This window comes from Burkholderia sp. NLJ2 (assembly GCF_049487195.1).
GTDB lineage: Bacteria > Pseudomonadota > Gammaproteobacteria > Burkholderiales > Burkholderiaceae > Burkholderia > Burkholderia pyrrocinia.
This window is the reverse complement of the sequence record NZ_CP137808.1, coordinates 2,166,373-2,190,200: the sequence shown is the minus strand read 5'-3', so window position 1 is coordinate 2,190,200 and position 23,828 is coordinate 2,166,373. Positions and strand designations below refer to the sequence as shown.

Below are 23,828 nucleotides of genomic sequence, written 5' to 3'. Positions count from 1 at the left end.
GCGAGGCTGCCTCGGTCAGCCGCGCGGCTTGCCGAGCAGCGGCTTCAGTGCCGGCCAGACGTTGTCGAGCAGAATGCCCTGTGCCTGCTGCGCGGGATGCATCTGGTCGGCCTGGAACATCTCGGGCTTGTTCTCGATGCCGGCCAGCAGGAACGGCACGAGCGGCACGCCGAGATCCTTCGACAGCCGCGTATAGACGGCGTGGAACTTCTGCGTGTAGTCGGGGCCGTAATTGGGCGGCACGTACATGCCGACCAGCACGACCTTCGCCTGGGCGCTCCGTGCACCGGCGATGATGTCGCGCAGGTTCTGCTCGGTCGTCGCGAGTGGCACGCCGCGCAGCGCATCGTTCGAACCGAGCTCGACGACGACGATCGAAGGCTTGAGCCGCTGCAGCACCGCGGGCAGCCGCGCGCGGCCGCCGCTCGTGGTGTCGCCGCTGACGCTGGCGTTCGCGACGCTATAATCGATTCGCTCGGTCGTGAGCCGTTGCCGCAGCAATGCAACCCAGCCGGTGTCGCGCGGCAGCCCGTATTCGGCCGACAGGCTGTCGCCGAGCACGACGATCACCGGTTGGCCCGAGGTCGGGGCCGGCGCCGTCACGGCGCGTGCGGGCGCGGTTGCGGCCAGCAGGGTGCCCAGCAGCGCGGCGAGCGCCGCGCGTCTTTTCCAGTGAAATGTCGTGTCCATGTTCAAGATTACCGATCCGATCATCGAAGTCCATGACGTGTGCAAGCGGGTCGCCGACGCAACGGGCGAGCTGACGATCCTCGACGGCATCACGCTCGCCGTGCGGCCGGGCAGCAGCCTTGCGATCGTCGGCGCGTCGGGGTCGGGCAAGTCGACATTGCTCGGCCTGCTTGCGGGGTTGGACAGCGCGACGAGCGGCACGGTTCGCCTGCTCGGCCGCGCGCTCGAGCAGCTCGACGAGGACGAGCGTGCCGCGTTGCGCAACGGCGCAGTCGGGTTCGTATTCCAGTCTTTCCAGTTGATGCCGCATCTGACGGCACTCGAAAACGTGATGCTGCCGCTCGAACTGCAGGGCGGCATCAGCGCGCGCGATGCGGCCGACCGCGCACGGGCGTTGCTCGTGCAGGTCGGTCTCGGCGAACGCACCGCGCATTATCCGAAGCTGCTGTCGGGCGGCGAGCAGCAGCGCGTCGCGCTTGCGCGCGCCTTCGTCACGCACCCGGCGATCCTGTTTGCCGACGAACCGACCGGCAGCCTCGACGCGGCGACGGGGCATGCGGTCATCGACCTGATGTTCGAACTGAATCGCACGCACGGCGCAACGCTCGTGCTCGTCACGCACGATGCCGAACTCGCGCGCCGCTGCGCGACGACCGTGACGCTCGACACCGGACGCATCGTCGAGCCGCACGCGGCGCAGCGCGGCGCCTGAATTTTTCTGCCAGCCGCGCGGGTTGTACTGCGCGGCTGGCGTGCACACGACGCAGTCGCGTCAGCGCTTGAGCGCCGCACGGGCGCGTTCGATCAGCGCCGTGGTCGACGAGTCGTGTTTCGCGGGATCGACCGACTCGGCCGACAGGTCGGCTTCGACGACCTTGCCGAGAATCTTGCCGAGCTCGACGCCCCACTGGTCGAACGGATTGATGTCCCACACCGTCGCCTGCACGAGCACCTTGTGCTCGTAAAGCGCGATCAGCGCGCCGAGCGTGCGCGGCGTCAGCGCATCGACGAGCAGCGTCGTCGTCGGGCGGTTGCCGGGGAACGTCAGGTGCGGCGCGAGCGCTTCGTTGCCGGGCCCGGCGACCGTGCGCGCTTCGTCGAGCGTGCGGCCGAGCATCAGCGCCTCGCTCTGCGCGAAGCAGTTCGCGAGCAGCTTCGGATGATGGCTCGCGAGCGGGTGCTCGGGTGTCAGTACCGCGATGAAGTCGATCGGCACGATCGTCGGCCCCTGGTGCAGCATCTGGAAGAACGCGTGCTGACCGTTGGTGCCCGGCTCGCCCCACGTGACGGCCGACGTCGGGTAATCGACGAAGGTGCCGTCCAGGCGCGCGGATTTGCCGTTGCTCTCCATTTCGAGCTGCTGAAGGTACGACGGCAGGTAGTGCAGCGCTTCCGAATACGGCGCGACGAGATAGCTCTGCGAGCCGAAGAAATTCCGATACCAGATGCCGATCAGGCCGAGCAGCACCGGCAGGTTGCGTTCGAGCGGCGCTTCGCGGAAATGGCGGTCCATGTCGTTCGCGCCGGCCAGCAGTTCGTCGAACTGCTCGGGGCCGATCGCGATCATGATCGACAGGCCGACCGCCGACCACAGCGAATAGCGGCCGCCGACCCAGTCCCACATTTCGAACACGTTCTCCGCGGCGATGCCGAACTTCACGACTTCGGCCGGGTTCGCCGACACGCCGACGAAGTGCTTCGCGAGCGCGTCCTCGGGGCAGCCGCGCGCGACGAACCAGTCGCGCAGCGAGCGTGCGTTCGTCATCGTCTCGAGCGTCGTGAAGGTCTTCGACACGATGATCGCGAGCGTTTCCTCGGGATCGACCTGTTCGAGTACGCGCGCAAGATCGGCGCCGTCGACGTTCGACACGAAGTGGGTCGAGATGTCAGGCGTCGCGACGTGATGCAGCGCATGCACGACCATCTTCGGCCCGAGATCGGAGCCGCCGATGCCGATGTTGATCACGTGGCGGACGCGCTTGCCCGTGTAGCCCGTCCACGTGCCGCTGCGCACGGCGCGCGCGAAGGTCGCCATCTTCGCGCGCTCGGCGCTCACCTGCGCGTGGAACGGCGCTTGCGGGTCGGTCGCGCGCAACGCGGTGTGCAGCGCGGCGCGGCCTTCGGTCGGGTTGACGATCTCGCCCGCGAACATCGCGTCGCGGCGCGCTTCGACGCCTGCGTCGCGCGCGAGCTGCGCGAGCAGGCGCAGCGTTTCGTCGTTGATGCGGTTCTTCGAAAAATCGGCCGCGAGACCGCCGCCCGGGATCGTGAAGCGTTCGGCGCGGGTCGGCGCGCGGTCGTTTTCCGGCGCGAACCAGTCGCGCAGCCGGGCGTGGCGGATCTGTTCGAAGTGGGATTGAAGGGCAGTCCAGGCGGGGAGCGAATTCAGCGTCATGGCGGTTCGAGTGAAGCGTGAATCGGGAGGAATGCCGCGCCGGCTCATCGTGATCGGAAGGCCGGCGGACGAGAGGGCCCGCCGTGCGGCGGGGCAGTCAGTATAGCGGCGTTACGTGTCGGCGCGCGGCGACGGATAAAAAAGGCGATTGATCAGCGTGCGCACCATCGGTGCGAGTTCGCCGGCCGTGAGCCCGGCCGGGCCGGTGCCGTGCGCGGTCAGCGTGTCGGCCGCGAGGCCGTGCAGGTAGACGCCCGCGAGCGCCGCTTCGACCGGCGCGACGCGCTGTGCGAGCAACGCGCCGATCAGGCCGCCGAGCACGTCGCCGGTGCCGCCGGTGGCGAGCGCCGCGTTGCCGGTCGGGTTGATCGTCACGCGGCCGTCGGGCGCCGCAATGACGGTGCCCGAGCCTTTCAGCACGACGATGGCCGCATGGCGCGCGGCGAGCGCTTGCGCGGCCGCGACGCGGTCGCGCTGCACCGTTGCCGTGTCGCTGCCGAGCAGCCGCGCGGCCTCGAGCGGGTGCGGGGTCAGCACGCAGGGATTGCCGCGCGCGCCGCGCGAGGCGACGGCGGCCGCGAGGTCCGCATGCGTCGCGACGAGGTTCAGCGCGTCGGCATCGAGCAGCGTCGCGGCATCATGGGCGAGCACGTCGCGCACGAGCGTTGCCGCGGCCTCGCGCGTGCCGAGGCCGCAGCCGGCCGCGATCGCGGTCATGGCGCCGAGGTCGAGGCCGTCGGCCGGATGCAGCATCAGTTCGGGGAACGGCGGGTCGTAAGGCGGCGCGCCGGCGCCGAGGAAACCGACGTGCACCTTGCCGGCGCCCGCGAACAGCGCGGCGCGCGCGGCCAGGATCGGCGCGCCGCACATGCCCGTGTCGCCGCCGAGCACCGCGAGGCTGCCGAACGTGCCCTTGTGGGACGCGAACGCGCGTGCGGGCAGGGCCGCGGCGAATCGCGCGGGTGCATTCAGTACGATGGCCGGCGCGGCGGGCGGCGCGACGTCGAGCGACGCGACGTCGATCTCGCCTGCGAGGTCGCGGCCGTCGCCCGTGTAAAGGCCCGGCTTCGCGCCGATGAAGGTGAGCGTATGCGTGGCCGCGACGGCGACGCCCGCGCCGACGATCCGGCCCGTATCGCTGTCGAGGCCGCTCGGCACGTCGAGCGCGAGCACGCGGCCGCCGCTCCGTGCATGCGCGGCAATGCGCGCGGCCTGCTCGGCGAACGCGCCGTCGAGCGCGCGGCCGAGACCGATGCCGAACAGCCCGTCGACGACCCAGGCATAACCGTCCAGCGACGCGGGCGGCGTGGCCGACAGCGGTACGCCGGCCGCGCGCGCGAGGGCGAGCGCCCATTGCGCGTCGTCCGGCTTGACCGGCACCGGCATCCACGCCTGCGTCGCGACGCCGAGCTGCTGGAGCTGCGCGGCGGCTACCAGCGCATCGCCGCCGTTGTTGCCGGGGCCGACCGCGAACCACACCGGGCGCGCGTCGCCGGCGACGCGCTCGGACAGCCAGCGCGCGGCGGCGGCACCCGCACGGCCCATCAGCGTGTGCGGCGGCAGCGCCGCGGCTGCGTCGGCTTCGGCCGCGCGCAAATCGGCGACGCGCAGCAGCGCGATTGGAGTGGAATCGGGAAACGGGCGGGTAGCGGTCATCGCGGGATCGTGGCGGCTGGCAAGGATGCTGCCGCGGGACGATCCCGCGGCGGTCAGGTCGTGAAGCGCTCGGCGCGCAGCGCGGCGAGCGTGTCGGCGGGCCAGTGCTGCACGTCGCCGCCCAGATAGTCGGTCACCACTTTAGCAGACCCGCACGCGAGCCCCCAGCCGGTCGGGCCGTGCCCGAAATTGACGAACACGCGCGGATGCGGGGTCGGACCCACGACGGGCAGGCCGTCCGGCGACAGCAGTTGCGTGCCTTGCCACGACAGCGCGGCCGAGATCCGGGCGGCGCCGGGCACCCAGTCGTGGACGGCCTGGCCGAGCAGCGCGAGCGCAGCCTCGGACAGCGGTTCGGCAAGCGGCTTCGCGGTGTCGGGCAGGCTTTGCAGCACGGCGCCGCCGCCGACGCGCAGTCGCTGGTGGGTGCGCGTGATCGAGATGCGCTTGATCGAATCGACGACGCTCAGGTGCGGCGCGTGCTCTTCGTACGCGACCGGCGCGGTGAGCGTATGGACCCGTACCGGATGCAGCGGCAGGCGCCAGCCGAGCCGGTCGAGCAGCGGCAGGCTGCCGGCGCCGGCGGCGACCACGATCGCGTCGGCGGAAATCACGTCGACCTCGTGCGCCTTCGCTGCGTTCCGGTGGCCGGACGGAACGAGTTCGACCGCGGTGCGGCCGGTGTCGACGCGAATCGCGGCAACGTCGGCGCCGAAGCGGAACTGCACGCCGTGCTCGTCGAGCGTCTGCTTGACCAGTTTCGCGAACAGCGGGCAGTTCCCGGTGCGCTCGGTCTCGAGCAGCACGCCGCCGGCGAAGCCGGGCTCGGCCGGCACCGACGGTTCGAGTGTCGCGCATTCGTCGGCGCTCAGCGTGCGGTACGGCTGGTCGAGCGTGCGCAGCAGGTCGAGCGCGGGCTGCATCGCTTCCCAGTCGCGCGGATCGCGCACGACGTGCAGGATGCCGGGCTTCTGTTCGAATTCGAGTTCGAGGCGTGCCTCGATGTCGGCGAGCGTGTCGCGCGACGCGTCGATCAGCGGGCGCAGCCGCGCGTACTGCGCGGCGAACGCGTCGGGCTCGCGCAGCGCGCCGAGCTGCTTGACGAAGCGGCGCACGCCGCCGTTGAAGCCCGGCTTGTAAACGATGCCGCTGTCGCGCGGCTGGCGCTGGCGCATGAAGGTCGGGCCGAACCAGACGTCGAGCGGGCTCGGCAGCAGCGCGCCGCCGTCGCCGTAGGTCGCACCTTGCGCGACGGTCGCGTGGCGTTCGACCACGCACACGCGATGGCCGGCCGCGCGCAGCTGGTAGGCGGTGGCGACGCCGCTGATTCCGCCGCCGATGACGATGACATCCATGGATTGCTTCGATGACGGGCGGCGCGCACGCCACCCGGTGAGAATTCGCAGAGGGCCCCGGCCCGGTGAACCCGGAATGATAGCGCCAAAATCGCGCTAACCGGCGTCGGGCGAGCGCGTACCGTGCGGCCGCGCCACGCCCACCGGCTGCCGCGCCCGCGCGGGCCGGCCCGGCGGGCGGCCCGGCGGGCGGCCGTGCGCGGCGCGCGCCGCGGCACCGTTGCGGTGCATGCCGACTACCGATCGGCCGGTTTGGGGCGACCGACTTCCGGGTATAATTACGGCCTTCCTTTCGCCCCACGTCGCCACCTTGCGCGACTCATCGACGTCAGTCCAGCCCATGGCTCACTTCTCGTGTTTTCCCGGCGCTTCGGCCCTCTCCGATTTCCGTCAAACCCGTCTGCTCGACACGCTCAGGCAAATCGACGCCAACATCGTCGCGGTGCGCGGCCAGTTCCTGCACTTCGTCAATGCGGCCGAGCCGCTGTCGGCCGACGACAGCGCACGCATCGATGCGCTGATGCACTACGGCGCGCCGTTCGAGCCGGCGGCCGAGAAGGGGGCGGCCGAGACCTTCGTCGTGCTGCCGCGCTTCGGCACGGTCTCGCCGTGGGCGAGCAAGGCGACCGACATTGCGCAGCACTGCGGCCTCACGCAGGTGCGCCGCATCGAGCGCGGCGTCGAATTCACGGTCACGCTGAAGTCGGGCCTGCTCGGCGGCAAGAAGGCGCTGTCCGACGACGCGCGTGCGGCTGTCGCCGCTGCGCTGCATGACCGGATGACCGAAAGCGTGGTCGCCGCGCGCGACGACGCGAAGCACCTGTTCGACGAACTGCCGGCCAAGCCGCTCGCGAGCGTCGACGTGCTGGGCGTCGGCCGCGGCGCGCTCGAGCGCGCGAACGTCGAGCTGGGCCTCGCGCTCGCCGACGACGAAATCGACTACCTGGTCGACGCGTTCCGCAAGCTCGAACGCAACCCGACCGACGTCGAACTGATGATGTTCGCGCAGGCGAACAGCGAGCACTGCCGCCACAAGATCTTCAACGCGCAGTGGACGATCGACGGCGCAGCGCAGGACATGTCGCTGTTCGCGATGATCCGCAACACCGAGAAGCTGAACCCGCAGGGCACGATCGTCGCGTATTCGGACAACTCTTCGATCATGGTCGGCGCCGAGGCCGAGCGCTGGTTCCCGCGCAACGCGGGCGCGGGCGGCGAGCCGGGCGAGCGTTATGGCCGCCACACCGAGCTCACGCACACGCTGATGAAGGTCGAGACGCACAACCACCCGACGGCGATCTCGCCGTTCCCGGGCGCGGCGACCGGCGCAGGCGGCGAGATCCGCGACGAAGGCGCGACGGGCCGCGGTGCGCGTCCGAAGGCCGGCCTCACGGGCTTCACCGTGTCGAACCTCGACCTGCCCGATGCACGCCAGTCGTGGGAAAACGCGCGCGACGCGGCGCAGCCGGTCGGCGAGCGCAACCCGAACGATGCGCACGGCCCGTACGGCCGCCCGGACCGCATCGCGTCGCCGCTGCAGATCATGATCGACGGCCCGCTCGGCGGCGCCGCGTTCAACAACGAATTCGGCCGCCCGAACCTCGGCGGGTATTTCCGCGTGTACGAGCAGAACGTCGGCGGCCAGGTGCGCGGCTATCACAAGCCGATCATGATCGCGGGCGGCCTCGGCAACATCGCGGATCAACATACGCACAAGCACGACGTGCCGGCCGGCTCGCTGCTGATCCAGATCGGCGGCCCCGGCATGCGGATCGGGATGGGCGGCGGCGCGGCGAGCTCGATGGCGACCGGCGCGAACACGGCCGAGCTCGACTTCGACTCGGTGCAGCGCGGCAACCCCGAAATCGAGCGTCGCGCGCAGGAAGTGATCAACGGCTGCTGGCAGCTCGGCGCGGAAAACCCGATCCTGAGCATCCACGACGTCGGCGCGGGCGGCTTGTCGAACGCGTTCCCCGAGATCGTCGACGGCGCGGGCAAGGGCGCGCGCTTCGAACTGCGCAAGGTTGCGCTCGAGGAATCGGGCCTGTCGCCGCGCGAGATCTGGTCGAACGAGGCGCAGGAGCGCTACGTGCTCGCGATCGCGCCGGCCGACCTGCCGCGCTTCGAGGCGATCTGCGCGCGTGAGCGCTGCCCGTTCGCGGTGGTCGGTGTTGCAACCGACGAGCGCCAGCTGCAGCTCGTCGACGCCGAAGCGACGGGGGCCGACGAATATCCGGTCGACATGCCGATGGAAGTGCTGCTCGGCAAGCCGCCGCGCATGCACCGCGACGTCGCCCGCGTGGCGACCGAGCGCGCGCCGGTCGACGTGACGGGCATCGCGTTGTCGGAAGTCGCCGTCGACGTGCTGAAGCACCCGACGGTCGGCAGCAAGTCGTTCCTGATCACGATCGGCGACCGTTCGGTCGGCGGCACGTCGGTGCGCGACCAGATGGTCGGCCCGTGGCAGGTGCCGGTGGCCGACTGCGCGGTCACCGCGCTCGACTATGCGGGCTTCAAGGGCGAGGCGATGACGATGGCCGAGCGCACGCCGCTCGCGGTGATCGATGCGCCGGCATCGGGCCGCATGGCCGTCGGCGAAGCGATCACGAACATCGCGAGCGCGCCGATCGCGTCGCTCGACAAGCTGAAGCTGTCGGCAAACTGGATGGCCGCGTGCGGCACGGCCGGCGAGGACGCCGCGCTGTTCGACACGGTCAAGGCGATCGGCATGGAGCTGTGCCCGGCGCTCGGGATCGGCATCCCGGTCGGCAAGGACTCGTTGTCGATGAAGACGAAGTGGGACGAGCAGGGCGTCGCGAAGGAAGTGGTTTCGCCGGTGTCGCTGATCATCTCCGCGTTCGCGCCGGTCGAGGACGTGCGCCGTCACCTGACGCCGCAACTGCGCCGCGTCGCCGACGCGGGCGACAGCGTGCTGATCGCGATCGATCTCGGCCGCGGCAAGAACCGGATGGGCGGCAGCATCTTCGCGCAGGTCACGCAGCAGGTCGGCGACACGACGCCGGACGTCGACGATGCGGAAGACCTGAAGCGCTTCTTCAACGCGATCCAGTCGCTCAATGCGCAGGACAAGCTGCTCGCGTACCACGACCGCTCGGACGGCGGCCTGTGGGCGACGGTGTGCGAAATGGCGTTCGCGGGCCACGCGGGCGTGTCGCTGAACGTCGACATGCTGACGCTCGACGAGAACCATGAGTCCGACTACGGCGACGCAAAGGACTGGGCGAAGCAGACGAGCGGCCGCCGCGACGATCGCACGCTGCGCGCGCTGTTCTCCGAGGAACTCGGCGCCGTCGTGCAGGTGCGCGCGGCCGACCGCGACACGGTGCTCGGCGCGCTGCGCGAGTTCGGTCTGTCGGCGTGTTCGCACGTGATCGGCTCGGTCAACGACCGCGACGTGATCGAGGTGTACCGAGACGCGAAGAAGATCTTCGACGCGCCGCGCACCGAACTCCATCGTGCGTGGGGTGAAGTGAGCTGGCGCATCGCGCGCCTGCGCGACAACCCCGCATGTGCCGATGCCGAATACGATGCGCTGCTCGACGCGGCCGATCCGGGCATCTCGCCGGTGCTGAGCTTCGATCCGGCCGACGACATCGCCGCGCCGTTCATCGCGACCGGCGCGCGGCCGCGCGTCGCGATCCTGCGCGAGCAGGGCGTGAACTCGCATCTGGAAACGGCCTATGCGTTCGACCGCGCCGGCTTCGACGCGCACGACGTGCACATGAGCGACCTGCTCGCGGGCCGCGCGACGCTGGCCGATTTCGCGGGTGCGGTCGCGTGCGGCGGCTTCTCGTACGGCGACGTGCTCGGTGCGGGCGAAGGCTGGGCGAAGACGATCCGTTTCAACGCGAACCTCGCCGACATGTTCGCGGCGTTCTTTGCGCGTCCGGACACGTTCGCGCTCGGCATCTGCAACGGCTGCCAGATGCTGTCGAGCATCTCGTCGATGATTCCGGGTGCGGAAGCATGGCCGAAGTTCACGCGCAACAAGTCCGAGCAGTTCGAGGCGCGTTTCTCGTTCGTGGAAGTGGAGAAGTCGCCGTCGATCTTCTTCGCGGGGATGGAAGGCTCGCGGATTCCGGTCGCGGTCGCGCACGGCGAAGGTTATGCGGACTTCTCGCAGCAGGGCGACATCGACCGCGTGGCAGTCTCGATGCGCTTCGTCGACCACCGCGGCGAAGCGACCGAGCGTTATCCGTTCAACCCGAACGGCTCGCCGGCCGGCATCACGTCGGTCACGACGGCCGACGGCCGCTTCTCGGTGCTGATGCCGCACATGGAGCGCGTACACCGTACGGTCGCGATGAGCTGGCACCCGGAAGGCTGGGGTGAGGCGAGCCCGTGGATGCGCGTGTTCCGCAACGCGCGCCGCTGGATCGGCTGATCCGGATGATGTTCGATCCGAATGCGCCGGTCGAGGTCGTCACGCTGCGCGACGAGCGCGCGAGCGAGGTCGACGCGATCGGCCGCGTGATCGTCGCGGCGTTCGCGGGCGAGCCGCAGGGCGGGCAGTTCGAGCGGCAGATCGTCGACGCGCTGCGCGCGGACGGTGCGCTGAGCGTGTCGCTCGTCGCGGAGCGCGACGGGCGCATTGTCGGCCACGTCGCGTTCTCGCCGGTCGCGATCGGCGGCGAACCGGCGGATCGACAGCAATGGTACGGGCTCGCGCCGCTTGCGGTGCTGCCCGACTGCCAGCGGCAGAGCATCGGCGCGGGTCTCGTGCGTGCGGGGCTCGACGCGTTGCGCCGGCTCGGCGCGCGCGGCTGCGTCGTGCTCGGCGATCCTGCATACTACGCGCGCTTCGGGTTCGCGCCGTCCGGCGACATCGTGTTTCCGGACGTACCGCGCGAGTATTTCCTCGCGCAGTCGTTCGACGCATCGGCGCCGCTGCCGTCGGGCGAAGTGCGCTATCACGACGTGTTCTATCCCGCGTAGCGAACGCGGCGGCGCGGGTATCGTCAAGTAAAGCAATGGCCGCTCTTCGGAGCGGCTTTTTTGTTGCACGTGGACTGGCCGCCGGAGCCTCACGATGCTCGCGCTTTCGCGCCCAATGAAAAAGCCGCTCCGAAGAGCGGCTTTTCGATGCACGGGCGACGCGCGCCTGCGTTACTGGATCTTTGCGTGCTGGCGCAGACCTTCCTCGAACGCCTGCAGCTTCTGCTGCACGAGCTGTTGCGCGATCTGTGCCTTCACCTGGTCGAACGGCGGCGGCGCGATGTCGCGGATGTCGTCGACGCGGATGATGTGCCAGCCGAACTGCGTCTTCACCGGCGCGTCGGTCATCTGGCCTTTCTGCAGCGTCTGCGCGGCTGCCGCGAATTCCGGCACGTACGCCTTCGGGTCGGACCAGTCGAGATCGCCGCCATTCTTGCCCGAACCCGGATCCTTCGAGTATTGCTTCGCGAGATCCTCGAACTTCGCGCCGGCCTTGATCTTCGCGATCAGGTCCTTCGCCTGCTGCTCGTTGTCGACGAGGATGTGGTGCAGGTGATATTCGCGATTGCCGCCGGCGCCCTTGACGAGTTCGTCGTAGCGCGCCTTCACTTCGGCGTCGGTCGGCTGGTTCTTCTTCAGGAAGCTCTCGATCATCGAACGCAGCACGACGGTCTGCTGCGCGACGGCGACCTGCGCCTTCACGTCCGGGCGGTTCGGGATGCCTTCGCGGATCGCTTCCTGCATCAGGATTTCGCGGTTCACGAGTTCCTGGCGCACGGCCTGCTGCAGTTGCGGGCTGTCGGTCTGGCCTTGCTGGACGAGCTGCGCGACCATCGCGTCAGCGCGTGACTTCGGAATCGGCGTGCCGTTGACGACGGCGATGTTCTGGGCGAATGCCGGTGCCGCTGCGAAAGCAGCCGCCGCGACCCACAGGCGGGGGGATTTCAGGATCATCGGGAATTCCTAATGAGACTAGATAGAAGATTCGTTGAATTCTTCGGGCGTGTAAGCCACGATCGCGAGCGCGTGAATGCCGCGCTGCATCGCATCAGCGAGCGCATCATACACCAGCCGGTGCCGTGCGACGCGCGGCTTGCCGGCGAACGCGGCCGACACGATCGTGACCGTGAAGTGGCCGCCCGAGGCCGCGCCGGCGTGGCCCGCGTGCTGCGCGCTGTCGTCGCGCACGGCGAGTGATACGGGGGCGAGCGACGCGGTGAGGCGTGCTTCGATCAGCGCGATGCGTTCGTCGGGCGACGCGTGGAGAAAGGCGTCCGTCATGTCATTCGTCCTTCAGGTATTTCGTGAGCCACAGGCTCTGCAGGATGATGAACACGACCATTGCGCCGGTCGTGCCGAACAGCTTGAAGTTCACCCATTGCGATTCGGTGAAGTTGTGCACCACGTACAGGTTCGCGACGCCGAGCACCGCGAAGAACAGCGCCCATGCGACGTTCAGCTTGTCCCACACGGGGTGCGGCAGCGTGAGCTGCTTGCCCATCATCTTCTCGATCAGGTTGTTGCCGAACGCATAACGCGCGGCAAGCAGCCCGACCGCAAACAGCCAGTACAGCACAGTCGGTTTCCATTGGATGAATTTCTCGTCATGCAGGACGAGGGTGGCGCCGCCGAAGACGACGATCACGCCGAGGCTGACCCACAGCATCGTGTCGACCTTCCGGTGCCGGAAGGCGACCCAGGCGACCTGGCCCAGCGTCGCGACGATCGCGACGGCGGTGGCGGTGAAGATGCCCCAGACCTTGAAGGCGACAAAAAACAGGATGATCGGAAACAGATCGAACAGGAATTTCATGGCGCTCGCAGCTGCGTGAAAGGCCGATTGCGCGGCCTTTCACCGTTGTAGGGACCCGCCAGGCACCGCCGTCGCGGATCGGGGCGGCCAGCCCAAGGGTAGCCGCCCGGCGAGGGTTGCCCCCGAAGGTCGCCCCGCGAAGGTCGCCCCGCCGATCCGCCCGGCGCCGCTCATTCGTTTTCGGGTCGGGACTCGAAGTTTAACGCAGCCGAATTGATGCAGTAGCGCAAACCGGTCTTGTCGCGCGGGCCATCCTCGAAGACGTGGCCGAGATGCGCGCCGCAATGGTTGCAGCGAACTTCGACGCGCACCATGCCGTGCGAGTAGTCGACCTTCTCGTCGATCACTTCGCCTTCGAGCGGCTTGAAGTAGCTGGGCCAGCCGCAGCCCGAGTGGAATTTGGAACCGGATTCGAACAGCGGCGTGCTGCATACGACGCACTTGTAGATGCCGGCATCTTCGGTGTCGGTGTATTCGCCGGTGAACGCGCGCTCGGTCGCCGCATGCTGCGTGACCTCGTACTGCATCGGCGTGAGCCGGCGGCGCAGCTCGGCGTCGTCCTTCTCGTACGGGAAGGTTTTGTCGTCGGAATCGTGGGACATGTGGGGTTCTCCTGATCGGTCGGTCGATACGCGCGGGTGGGGTACTTCAGGACGAGCAGCTCACTTCGAGCGACCCGGCCCAGTCGGGCGGCAACGCGGCGTACGCTTCATGCTCCGGTTGTTCGTCGAACGGCCGGCGCAGGATCCGTGCGAGCCGCTCGACCTCCGAAAAATCCTTTTCCTTCGCGCGCCGGATCGCGACTTCGGCCAGATGGTTGCGCAAGACGTATTTCGGGTTCACGCGGTTCATCGCGGCCGCACGTGCCGCGTCGTCGCGCGTTTCCTCGGACAGCCGCGCACGGTAGAGGTTCGCCCATGCATCGAATGCGTCGCGATCGATGAACAGGTCGCGCACGGGCGCGTCGCGGCTTGCGTCGTGCTTCGACAGTTGCGCGAGCCGGCGGAACGTCAGCGTGAAATCTGCATGGCTCGCATGCATCGTCTCGAGCAGCGTGTTGGCGAGTTCGGCATCGTTCTCGCGTTCGAGCTCGAGGCCGAGCTTCGCGCGCATCGCGCGTTCGAGCGCGGGGCCGAAGCGTTCCGGAAATTTTGCGAGCACGGCCTGCGCGTCGTCCACCGCGCGCTCGGCGCGCGCATCGTCATCGGCGATGCCGTGCTGCAGCCCGATCAGCGGCAGCAGCGCCTGCGCGAGGCAGTAGCAGTTCCAGTGCGCGATGCGCGGCTGCATCCGGTAGGCGTAGCGGCCGCTGTTATCGGAGTGGTTGCAGATGTGGTTCGCGTCGAACGCGTCGACGAAGCCGAACGGGCCGTAGTCGATCGTCACGCCGAGGATCGACATGTTGTCCGTGTTCATCACGCCGTGGCAGAAGCCGACGGCCTGCCACTGCGCGACGAGGTCGGCCGTGCGCAGCGTCGCGGTTTCGAGCAGCGCCAGGTACGGATCGTCCGCGTCGCGGCAATCCGGATAGAAGCGGTCGATCACGTGATCGGCGAGCTGGCGCAGCAGGTCAGGGCGATCGTTCGAGAAGAAGTGCTCGAAGTGGCCGAAGCGCACGAAGCTTTCCGACACGCGCGTGACGACGGCCGACGTCTCGATCTCCTCGCGGACCACCGGCTGGTCGGAGCCGATCACCGTCAGCGCGCGCGTGGTCGGGATGCCGAGGTGATGCATGGCTTCCGAGCACAGGAATTCGCGGATCGACGAGCGCAGCACCGCGCGGCCGTCGCCCATCCGCGAGTACGGCGTGCGGCCGCTGCCTTTCAGTTGCAGCTCGTAGCGCCGGCCGTCCGTGCCGGTGCGCTCGCCGATCGTCAGCGCGCGGCCGTCGCCGAGCTGGCCGGCCCACACGCCGAACTGGTGGCCGGAATACACCGATGCGTACGGCATCGCGGTCGCGGGCCAGTCGCGCGTCGGGTTGCCGGCGAACAGTTCGGCGAAGCCGGGCTGCGCGGCGATCGACGCCGGCAGGTCGAGCAGGTGCGCGACTTCGTCGGAAAAGCCGACGACGTACGGCGCGGCAAGCGGCGCGGCTGGCAGCCGCGTATGAAACGCGTCGCCGAGCTGGACGAACGCGCCTTCGGCGGGTGCGCCGAGCGTGGCGGCGAGGTCGGGAAGGGTGTCAGCCGGATCGGCTGCGCTTCGGGAAAACGACATGTTGAGCGCCTCTGGGTAAGCCGATATTGTAAGGCGGCGCAGCGCCGCCCGCATGGCGGCCCGCGCACCGTGCGCCACGCCCGTCCGGGCCGCTGACGGGCGCACGCCGGTCTCATGACAACGCATGTGTGTTCCTGATGGAAACAGCCGCCGGGCTGGTCACCGATTCGCGTCCTTCCGGGAGAACAAGACGATGGGTAAGCCGTTGCTGGGCCAGATGATGGACATGCCGCTGCTGGTGTCCTCGCTGATCGCGCATGCCGCGCGTCACGCGGGCGACACCGAGATCGTGTCGAAGCGCATCGAGGGCGATGTGCATCGCTACACGTACCGCGATTGCGAACGCCGCGCGAAGCAGCTTGCGCAGGCACTCGCGCGGCTCGGCGTCGAAACCGGCAACCGCGTCGGCACGCTGGCGTGGAACGGCTACCGGCATCTCGAGGCGTATTACGGGATCGGCGGGATGGGGGCGGTGTGCCACACGATCAACCCGCGCCTGTTCCCCGAGCAGATCGCGTACATCGTCAATCACGCGGAAGACCGCTACGTTCTGTTCGACATCAATTTCGCACCGCTGGTCGACGCGATCGCGCCGCAATGTCCGCATGTGAAGGGCTGGGTCGCGATGACGGACGCCGCGCACCTGCCGTCCTGCGCGACGCCGTTGCTCTGTTACGAAACGCTCGTCGAAGCGGAGGACGGCCGCTACGACTGGCCGCGTCTCGACGAGCAGCAGGCGTCCGGGCTCTGCTACACGTCGGGCACGACCGGCAATCCGAAGGGCGTGCTGTATTCGCACCGCTCGACGGTGCTGCACGCGTACGGCGCCGCGCTGCCCGACGCGATGAACCTGTCCGCGATGGATGCGGTGTTGCCCGTCGTGCCGATGTTCCACGTCAACGCGTGGGGGCTGCCGTACGCGGTGCCGCTCACCGGCGGCAAGCTGGTGCTGCCCGGCAAGGACCTCGACGGGAAGTCGCTGTACGAGCTGATGGAGGCCGAGCGCGTGACGTTCTCCGCGGGCGTGCCGACCGTGTGGCTCGGCCTGCTGAACTACATGCGCGAAGCCGGCGTGCGCTTCTCGACGCTGAACCGCACGGTGATCGGCGGCTCCGCGTGCCCGCCCGCGATGCTGCGCACGTTCGAGGACGAATACGGCGTGCGCGTGATCCATGCGTGGGGGATGACCGAACTGTCGCCGCTCGGCACGCTCGCGAAGCTCAACTGGGCGCAGTCGCAGCGGCCGCTCGACGCGCAGCGCCGGCTGCTCGAGAAGCAGGGGCGCGTGATCTGCGGCGTCGACATGCGCATCGTCGGCGAGGACGGCGCCGAGTTGCCGTGGGACGGCGTCGCGTTCGGCGAACTGCAGGTGCGCGGGCCGTGGGTGATCGATCACTACTTTCGCGGCGATGCGTCGCCGCTCGCGGACGGCTGGTTCCCGACCGGCGACGTCGCGACGATCGACCCCGACGGCTTCCTGCAGATCACCGATCGCAGCAAGGACGTGATCAAGTCGGGCGGCGAGTGGATCAGCTCGATCGACATCGAGAACGTCGCGATTGCGCACCCGGGGGTGGCCGAAGCCGCGTGCATCGCATGCGCGCACCCGAAATGGACCGAGCGCCCGCTGCTCGTCGTGGTGCCGCGCGAAGGCGCGAACCTGAGCCGCGACGCGCTGCTTGCGTTCTATGAAGGCAAGGTCGCGAAATGGTGGATCCCCGACGACGTCGTGTTCGTCGAATCGCTGCCGCACACCGCGACCGGCAAGCTGCAGAAGCTGAAGCTGCGCGAGACGTTCCGCGACTACGTGCTGCCGACGGCGGTGTGCGAGCCGTAAGGCTGAGGCCCGGGCCGGCGACGGCCCGCGATCCGGTCGCCCGATCCGTCCCCGGGTCGGGATAAAAATTCAAATTGAACGACCGTGCTTTTCCGTTGTATGCTGCCTCCGTTCGATCCGGACATGCGGCTGTTCGACCGCGCACAATGAAGCGTCGCCACCCCGGCGCGCGATGCATGGAGGCAGGCAGATGGCAGTGGATTACTCGACTCGCGACGGCGTGGCCGTCCTTACGCTCAACAATCCGCCCGTCAACGGGCTTGGCCTGTCGACCCGCCAGGGCGTCATGGACGCGCTCGATCGCGCCGCGCAGGACCCGTCGGTCACGGCCATCGTGCTGACCGGCGCGGGCCGCGCGTTCTCGGGCGGTGCCGATATCACCGAATTCAATACGCCGAAGGCGCTGCAGGAACCGACGCTGCACACCGTGATCCGCGCGGTGGAAGCAAGCGCGAAGCCCGTCGTCGCGGCGCTGCACAGCGTCGTGATGGGCGGCGGCCTCGAGCTCGCGCTCGGCGCACACTACCGCGTCGCTGCGCCCGGCGCGCAGGTCGCGTTGCCCGAAGTGAAGCTCGGCCTGCTGCCGGGCGCGGGCGGCACGCAGCGCCTGCCGCGCGCGGTAGGGCTCGAAATCGCGCTGAACATGATCGTGTCGGGCGCGCCCGTGCCGTCCGAGCAGCTTGCGAAGAGCGGGCTGTTCGACGAGATGGCCGACGGCGACCTGCTCGATGCGGCCGTCGCGTTCGCGCGCAAGGTCGGTGCGCAGAAGGGGCCGCATCCGCGCGTGCGCGATCGCAAGATCGTCCACGAGAACGCTGCGGGCTTCATCCAGTTCGCACGCAATTCCGCGCGGGCCGCCGCGCCGAACTTCCCCGCGCCGCACAAGTGCATCGACGCGATCGAAGCCGGCGTGCTGAACGGTTTCGACAAGGGCAGCATCGCCGAGCGCGAGGGTTTCGTCGCGCTGATGATGACGCCGGAAAGCCGCGCGCTGCGCCATGCGTTCTTCGGCGAGCGTGCGGCGAGCAAGATTCCCGATGTGCCGGCCGATACGCCGCTGCGCGAGATCCGCCGCGTCGGCGTGATCGGCGCGGGCACGATGGGCGGCGGGATCGCGATGAACTTCGTCAACGCGGGCCTGCCCGTCACGCTGCTCGAGACGAAACAGGACGCGCTCGAGCGCGGCGTCGCGACGATTCGCAAGAACTACGACGCGCAGGTGAAGAAGGGCAAGCTCACGCAGGAGAAGCTCGACGCACGCATGGCGCTGATCGCGCCGACGCTGTCCTACGACGACCTGAAGGATGCGGACCTGATCGTCGAGGCCGTGTTCGAGGAACTCGGCGTGAAGGAGCAGGTGTTCAGGAAGCTCGACGAAGTCGCGAAACCGGGCGCGATCCTCGCGTCGAACACGTCGACGCTCGACGTCGACAAGATCGCGGCATTCACGAAGCGTCCGCAGGACGTCGTCGGCATGCACTTCTTCAGCCCGGCGAACGTGATGAAGCTGCTCGAGGTCGTGCGCGGCGCGCAGACCGCGAAGGACGTGCTCGCAACCGTGATGGCGGTGGCCAAGAAGATCCGCAAGACGGCGGTCGTGTCGGGCGTGTGCGATGGCTTCATCGGCAACCGGATGATCGAGCAGTACATCCGCCAGGCGCTCTTCATGCTCGAGGAAGGCGCGTTGCCCGCGCAGGTCGATCGCGCGATCGAGAAGTTCGGTTTCGCGATGGGGCCGTTCCGGATGAGCGACCTCGCCGGCAACGACATCGGCTGGGCGATCCGCAAGCGCCGCTACGTCGAGAAGCCCGATCTGCAGTATTCGAAGATCGCCGACCGCCTGTGCGAGCAGGGCCGCTTCGGCCAGAAGACGGGCGCCGGCTGGTACGACTATGTGCCGGGCGAGCGCAAGGCGAAGCCGTCGTCGCTGGTCGACGAGATGGTCGTCGCGTATTCGAAGGAGCGCGGCGTCGAGCGGCGCAAGATCGGCGACGACGAGATCGTCGAGCGGCTCGTGTTCGCGCTCGTCAACGAAGGCGCGAAGATCCTCGAAGAGAAGATCGCATCGAAGGCGTCCGACATCGACATGGTCTACCTGACCGGTTATGGCTTCCCGCTGTGGCGCGGCGGCCCGATGCTGTACGCGGACATGGTCGGCCTTTACAACGTCGAGCGCGCGATTCGCCGCTACGCGGCCGCGCCGAACGGCGACGCATGGCAGCTCGCGCCGTCGATCGCGGAGCTCGCGAAGGCGGGCCGCGGGTTCAACGGCTGACAATAGCGCACGACGGCGCGACCGATTCCACCAGGAGAAACGCGATGAAACGCACCGACGACGTACTGCTCGTGATCGACGTGCAATACGACTTCATGCCGGGCGGCGCGCTCGCGGTGCCGGACGGCGACGCGGTCGTGCCGGTCATCAACGCGCTCGCGCAGCGCTTCGACCAGGTCGTGCTGACGCAGGACTGGCATCCGCGCGAGCACGTATCGTTCGCGGCGAACCATCCGGGCCGCGAGCCGTTCTCGACGCTCGCACTGCCGTACGGCGAGCAGGTGCTGTGGCCCGTGCACTGCGTGCAGGACACCGACGGCGCGGCGCTGCATCGCGACCTCGACATCCCGCAGGCGCGGCTCGTGATCCGCAAGGGCGGCGACGCGCAGGTCGACAGCTATTCCGCGTTCGTCGAAGCCGATCGCACGACGCGCACGGGGCTCGCGGGCTATCTGCGCGAACTCGGCGCGAAGCGCGTGTGGTGCTGCGGGCTCGCGACCGACTATTGCGTCGCGTGGTCGGCGCTCGATGCGCGCGCGGCCGGTTTCGACGCCGCGGTGATCAACGATGCGTGCCGCGCGATCGACCTGAACGGGTCGCTCGCGCACGCATGGCAGCAGATGCAGGCAGCGGGCGTCGCACATGTGACGTCCGCGGGCGCGCGCCCGACGGCGTAGCGCATTCCCCATCCGATTCAGGGTCTGTTTAACCAATATGGAACGCACATGCGCGTTCCATATGTAAACAGACCCTGACATGAAGCAGGACCGAAGGAGACTCGCATGACCGAAGCCGTAATCGTATCGACCGCCCGCACGCCGCTCGCGAAATCCTGGCGCGGCGCATTCAACATGACGCACGGCGCGACGCTCGGCGGCCACGTGGTCGCGGCCGCGCTCGAACGCGCGAAGCTCGACCCCGCGCGTGTCGAGGACGTCATCATGGGCTGCGCGAACCCCGAAGGCGCGACCGGTGCGAACATCGCGCGGCAGATCGCGCTGCGCGCGGGGCTGCCGGTGACCGTGCCGGGGATGACGGTGAACCGTTTCTGCTCGTCGGGGCTGCAGACCATTGCACTGGCCGCGCAGCGGATCATCGCGGGCGAAGGCGACGTGTATGTCGCGGGCGGTGTCGAATCGATCTCGTGCGTGCAGAACGAGATGAACCGGCACATGGTCCAGGAGAGCTGGCTCGTCGAGCACAAGCCCGAGATCTACTGGAACATGCTGCAGACGGCCGAGAACGTCGCGAAGCGCTACGGGATCTCGAAGGAGCGGCAGGACGAGTACGGCGTGCAGTCGCAACTGCGGGCCGCGGCCGCGCAGGAAGCCGGGCGCTTTCGCGACGAGATCGTGCCGATCACCGTGCTCGCGGGTATCGCCGACAAGGCGACGGGCCGCCTGTTCACGAAGGAAGTGACCGTATCGGCCGACGAAGGCATCCGTCCCGACACGACGCTCGAAGGCGTGTCGAAGATCCGTTCGGCCGTGCCGGGCGGCGTGATCACCGCCGGCAACGCGAGCCAGTTCTCGGACGGCGCGTCGGCGTGCGTCGTGATGAGCGCCGACGCCGCGCGGCGCGAAGGGCTGCAGCCGCTGGGCGTGTTCCGCGGCTTCGCGGTGGCCGGCTGCGAGCCGGACGAGATGGGCATCGGCCCCGTGTTCGCAGTGCCCAAGCTGCTGAAGCAGGCAGGGCTGAAGGTCGACGACATCGGCTTGTGGGAACTGAACGAAGCGTTTGCGGTGCAGGTGCTGTACTGTCGCGACACGCTCGGGATTCCTGAAGACCGCTTGAACGTGAACGGCGGCGCGATCGCGGTCGGCCATCCTTTCGGCGTGTCGGGCGCGCGCCTGACGGGCCATGCGTTGATCGAAGGCAAGCGCCGCGGCGTGAAGTACGTGGTCGTCACGATGTGCATCGGCGGCGGCCAGGGCGCGGCCGGCCTGTTCGAAATTATCTGATCTTTGGCCGGTGGCGGCCGCGGTTTCGCTTCGGCGAGGCTCGCGGCCGCGATGCGAATCGGCGTGGCAGTACCCCCGTTCGAGACGATCGGGAAGCAAAAGCATGCTTTCGGCAATGCCGTTTCCCCTTACTTGTCAAACGAATTGCCCCACCTATACTTGCTCTGACATTTGCCTTTCGGCACGATGGGCAGGATCATGCTTCGCACGATCCGTGCCGCGAAGGTTCGAACCAACGCAGCAGACCGACCGGGGACCGAATGAGTACGACCTATGCAGCCGGGGAACCGCCGCGCGTCGTCAGCGCGGCCGCGAGGCTCTACGCGAAATGCCTGCTGATCGGTTTCGCGTTGCTGCCTGCCTATCTGATCGCCTATCTGTGGTTCTTCAGCGACCCGCACGTCGTGTTCGAGAGCCACGCGTTCCATGAAATCGCGATTGCGGCGGCGACGCTCGAGGGCGCGTTCGTCACCTATGTGACGTGGGTGTGCTACCGGTCGTCCGGCGAGCCGCTGCTGCGCTGGCTGACGCTCGGCTTTCTCGGCTTCGCGATGATTTATTCGCTCCACGGTGCGTTCACCGGGATGGCGCACCACAACATCTGGCTGTTCCTGCTGTACGGGCCCGCGTCGCGGCTCGTGATGTCGATCCTGCTGCTCACGGGCCTGATGTCTTATTCGCGTCCGCCCGATCGCTTCGAAAAGCGCGCGAGCGTGCGGACGTGGCTGCCGTGGATCGTGTTCTTCTTGATCGTCAATGCGGCTGTCGCGTACATCGCGTATTCGCCGGTCGCGGGCGCGCTGGGCACGCGGCTGTCGATGGAAGGCGGCGCGCTCGTGTTCTCGCTGCTGAACGTCGGCGTGCTGCTCGCGCGGCGGATCCGCTCGCCGCTAATGGTGATCTACGGCGTGTCGATCATGGCGTTCGCGCTGTCGTCGCTCGCGTTCATTCTCGGCAAGCCGTGGAATCACATGTGGTGGCTCGCACACGCGATTTTCGCGGGCGGGTTCTTCCTGCTCAGCTACGGCGTCGTGCAGGCGCTGCAGACGACGCGCTCGTTCTCGGCGATCTACCGCCAGGAAGACCTGATGAGCCGGCTGTCGGAATCGATGGCGCGCACCGAGAGCGCGCTGCAGGAACTGCGGCGCACGAACCAGAAGCTCGAGTACATGGCCGCGACGGATCCGATGACGGGCGCGTCGAACCGCCGGCAGTTCATCGCGCAGGTCGAGCGCGAGATCGTGCGGGCCGAGCGCGAAGGCACGCCGTTTTGCCTGCTCGCGCTCGATCTCGACAATTTCAAGAACATCAACGATGCGTACGGGCACCAGATCGGCGACGAGGTGCTGCGCGGCGTCGTGCGCCAGTGCCTCGAGGCGATCCGCCCGGCGGGCGGCCTCGCGCGGGTCGGCGGCGAGGAGTTCATGGCGCTACTGCCGGAGATGCCGCTCGAGGGCGCCCGGATGACGGCCGAGCGCGTGCGCTCGTCGATCGCGAGTTCGCCGTTCGGGCTGGACTTCAAGCGCGTGCAGGTGACGGTCAGCGTCGGCGTCGCGCAATACGGGGTCGACGGCAGCACGGTCGATGCGCTGCTGCGGGTGGTCGACGAGCGGCTGTACCAGGCGAAGCGGGAAGGGCGGAACCGGGTCGTGTCGCGGTGACGCGTGCGGTATCGGGACGGGGCGCGCACGGCCCGTCGAAATCGGCTGCCTACGGTGCGAGCAACGGCGGAATCGCCGCAAGCATCGCATCGATCGCCACCCTCAGCTTGTACGGCAGGAACCGCGTAGCGGGCCACACCACATGCATCGGCGTGCCGGCCGACGGTACGTGCTCCAGCACGCGCACCAGCGCCCCCGTGCGCAACGCGTCGCGCACGAGCCATTCGGGCAGGTGAACGAGCCCCGCGCCGCGCATGGCGGCCGCGACCAGGCTGTCGATGTCGTCGAAGCCGAGCCGGTAATGCAGCGCGGGCTGCACGACACGACCGTCCGGCCCGGCCAGCGTCCACGGATTCGCGCGGCCGCCGTGCAGGTAGACGATGCAGCGATGGGCGGCAAGTTCGTCCGTACTGCGCGGCGTGCCCCGCGTGTGCAGGTACGCGGGCGACGCACAGACCGCCATCGATTGCATGCCGAGCGGGCGCGCGATCAGCGTATCGCTGTCGGGCAATGCGCCGCTGCGAATGGCGAGGTCGACGCCTTCGTCCGCAAAGTCGACGACGCGATCGGTGAAATGCCCTTCGACCTGCAGTTGCGGATGCTGCGCCGCCAGATCGAGCAGCAGCGGTGTTACGTGGTGGCGGCCGAACACGACGGGCGCGCTCACGCGAATTCGCCCGGTTGCCTCGTTGCGGCCCGCTTCGAGCATGTGCTGCGCGGCATCGAGTTCCTCCAGCGCCTGCGCGCACCGTTCGTAGAACGCGTGGCCGTCGTCGGTCAGTGCGAGGCTGCGCGTGGTCCGCACGAACAACCGCGTCCCGAGCCGCGCTTCGAGCCGGCTGATCGCCTTGCCGACCGCCGAGCGCGTCTGTCCGAGCCGTGAGGCCGCCTGCGCGAAGCTGCCGGCGTCGACGGCAGCCACGAACGCGCTGATGCCGGCCAGCCGGTCGTGCGGGATTGGTTCCATTTTGTCTACTATAGGTCGAATAAATCGCGCCACATGGCGGCTGCG

At 68.5% G+C, this 23,828-nt stretch carries 18 protein-coding genes; 8 read left to right on the top strand and 10 right to left on the bottom strand.

The features are described 5' to 3' along the window. Positions 1–15: 15 nt before the first annotated feature. Positions 16–690 carry an arylesterase gene (locus tag R9B84_RS10045; RefSeq protein ID WP_423757855.1) on the bottom strand — a complete coding sequence of 225 codons (675 nt, stop codon included), beginning with the start codon at positions 688–690 and terminating at the stop codon, positions 16–18. Between R9B84_RS10045 and R9B84_RS10040 the strand changes: the two genes are divergently transcribed. Further along, entirely contained in the window at positions 689–1,402 is a 714-nt protein-coding gene (locus R9B84_RS10040) for an ABC transporter ATP-binding protein (RefSeq protein WP_423757854.1), read from the top strand. The genes R9B84_RS10045 and R9B84_RS10040 overlap by 2 nt on opposite strands. Positions 1,403–1,462: 60 nt before the next feature. On the opposite strand, the gene pgi is transcribed toward R9B84_RS10040, so the two are convergent. The 3 genes from pgi to R9B84_RS10025 form a co-directional block, all read right to left on the bottom strand. Then, complete coding sequence (gene pgi, locus R9B84_RS10035; RefSeq protein WP_423757853.1) at positions 1,463–3,085, bottom strand: glucose-6-phosphate isomerase; 1,623 nt, start codon at positions 3,083–3,085, stop codon at positions 1,463–1,465. 111 nt (positions 3,086–3,196) lie between these two features. Then, positions 3,197–4,741, bottom strand: coding sequence for an NAD(P)H-hydrate dehydratase (locus R9B84_RS10030; protein WP_423757852.1), 1,545 nt, complete (start codon positions 4,739–4,741; stop codon positions 3,197–3,199). 53 nt (positions 4,742–4,794) lie between these two features. Then, on the bottom strand, positions 4,795–6,096 hold the full coding sequence (locus R9B84_RS10025; RefSeq protein ID WP_423757851.1) for an FAD-dependent oxidoreductase: 1,302 nt from the start codon (positions 6,094–6,096) through the stop codon (positions 4,795–4,797). A 340-nt stretch (positions 6,097–6,436) separates the two neighbouring features. Between R9B84_RS10025 and purL the strand changes: the two genes are divergently transcribed. Further along, positions 6,437–10,501 carry a phosphoribosylformylglycinamidine synthase gene (purL, locus tag R9B84_RS10020; RefSeq protein WP_423757850.1) on the top strand — a complete coding sequence of 1,355 codons (4,065 nt, stop codon included), beginning with the start codon at positions 6,437–6,439 and terminating at the stop codon, positions 10,499–10,501. Between the two features lie 5 nt (positions 10,502–10,506). Next, positions 10,507–11,052 (top strand): GNAT family N-acetyltransferase, encoded by a 546-nt coding sequence (locus tag R9B84_RS10015; protein ID WP_423759987.1) that lies wholly within the window; start codon positions 10,507–10,509, stop codon positions 11,050–11,052. A 171-nt stretch (positions 11,053–11,223) separates the two neighbouring features. Here R9B84_RS10015 and R9B84_RS10010 read toward each other — a convergent pair whose 3' ends face one another. The 5 genes from R9B84_RS10010 to R9B84_RS09990 all read right to left on the bottom strand — a co-directional run bounded on the left by R9B84_RS10010 (position 11,224) and on the right by R9B84_RS09990 (position 15,082). Beyond that, entirely contained in the window at positions 11,224–12,006 is a 783-nt protein-coding gene (locus R9B84_RS10010) for a peptidylprolyl isomerase (protein WP_065499774.1), read from the bottom strand. Between the two features lie 18 nt (positions 12,007–12,024). Continuing rightward, on the bottom strand, positions 12,025–12,333 hold the full coding sequence (locus R9B84_RS10005) for a BolA family protein (RefSeq protein WP_342307185.1): 309 nt from the start codon (positions 12,331–12,333) through the stop codon (positions 12,025–12,027). A 1-nt stretch (position 12,334) separates the two neighbouring features. After that, the gene (locus R9B84_RS10000) at positions 12,335–12,865 is read right to left on the bottom strand and encodes a septation protein A (RefSeq protein ID WP_423757849.1); all 531 of its coding nucleotides are present in this window, start codon (positions 12,863–12,865) and stop codon (positions 12,335–12,337) included. A gap of 170 nt (positions 12,866–13,035) precedes the next feature. After that, the gene (gene msrB, locus R9B84_RS09995; RefSeq protein WP_423757848.1) at positions 13,036–13,467 is read right to left on the bottom strand and encodes a peptide-methionine (R)-S-oxide reductase MsrB; all 432 of its coding nucleotides are present in this window, start codon (positions 13,465–13,467) and stop codon (positions 13,036–13,038) included. 46 nt (positions 13,468–13,513) lie between these two features. Then, positions 13,514–15,082: a protein adenylyltransferase SelO gene (locus tag R9B84_RS09990; RefSeq protein ID WP_423757847.1), complete on the bottom strand. Its 1,569-nt coding sequence runs from the start codon at positions 15,080–15,082 to the stop codon at positions 13,514–13,516. 193 nt (positions 15,083–15,275) lie between these two features. On the opposite strand from R9B84_RS09990, the gene R9B84_RS09985 reads away from it, so the two are divergent. From R9B84_RS09985 to R9B84_RS09965, 5 genes are all read left to right on the top strand, one after another. Next, complete coding sequence (locus R9B84_RS09985) at positions 15,276–16,919, top strand: 3-(methylthio)propionyl-CoA ligase (protein WP_423757846.1); 1,644 nt, start codon at positions 15,276–15,278, stop codon at positions 16,917–16,919. Between the two features lie 190 nt (positions 16,920–17,109). Next, positions 17,110–19,194, top strand: coding sequence for a 3-hydroxyacyl-CoA dehydrogenase NAD-binding domain-containing protein (locus tag R9B84_RS09980; RefSeq protein ID WP_423757845.1), 2,085 nt, complete (start codon positions 17,110–17,112; stop codon positions 19,192–19,194). Between the two features lie 44 nt (positions 19,195–19,238). Further along, complete coding sequence (gene pncA, locus R9B84_RS09975; RefSeq protein WP_423757844.1) at positions 19,239–19,871, top strand: bifunctional nicotinamidase/pyrazinamidase; 633 nt, start codon at positions 19,239–19,241, stop codon at positions 19,869–19,871. Positions 19,872–19,976: 105 nt separating this feature from the next. After that, positions 19,977–21,155, top strand: a complete 1,179-nt coding sequence (locus R9B84_RS09970; RefSeq protein WP_423757843.1) for an acetyl-CoA C-acyltransferase — start codon at positions 19,977–19,979, stop codon at positions 21,153–21,155. A 260-nt stretch (positions 21,156–21,415) separates the two neighbouring features. Further along, positions 21,416–22,816 carry a diguanylate cyclase gene (locus R9B84_RS09965; protein ID WP_423757842.1) on the top strand — a complete coding sequence of 467 codons (1,401 nt, stop codon included), beginning with the start codon at positions 21,416–21,418 and terminating at the stop codon, positions 22,814–22,816. A 49-nt stretch (positions 22,817–22,865) separates the two neighbouring features. Here R9B84_RS09965 and R9B84_RS09960 read toward each other — a convergent pair whose 3' ends face one another. After that, positions 22,866–23,783, bottom strand: a complete 918-nt coding sequence (locus tag R9B84_RS09960) for a LysR substrate-binding domain-containing protein (RefSeq protein ID WP_423757841.1) — start codon at positions 23,781–23,783, stop codon at positions 22,866–22,868. Between the last annotated feature and the right edge of the window lie 45 nt (positions 23,784–23,828).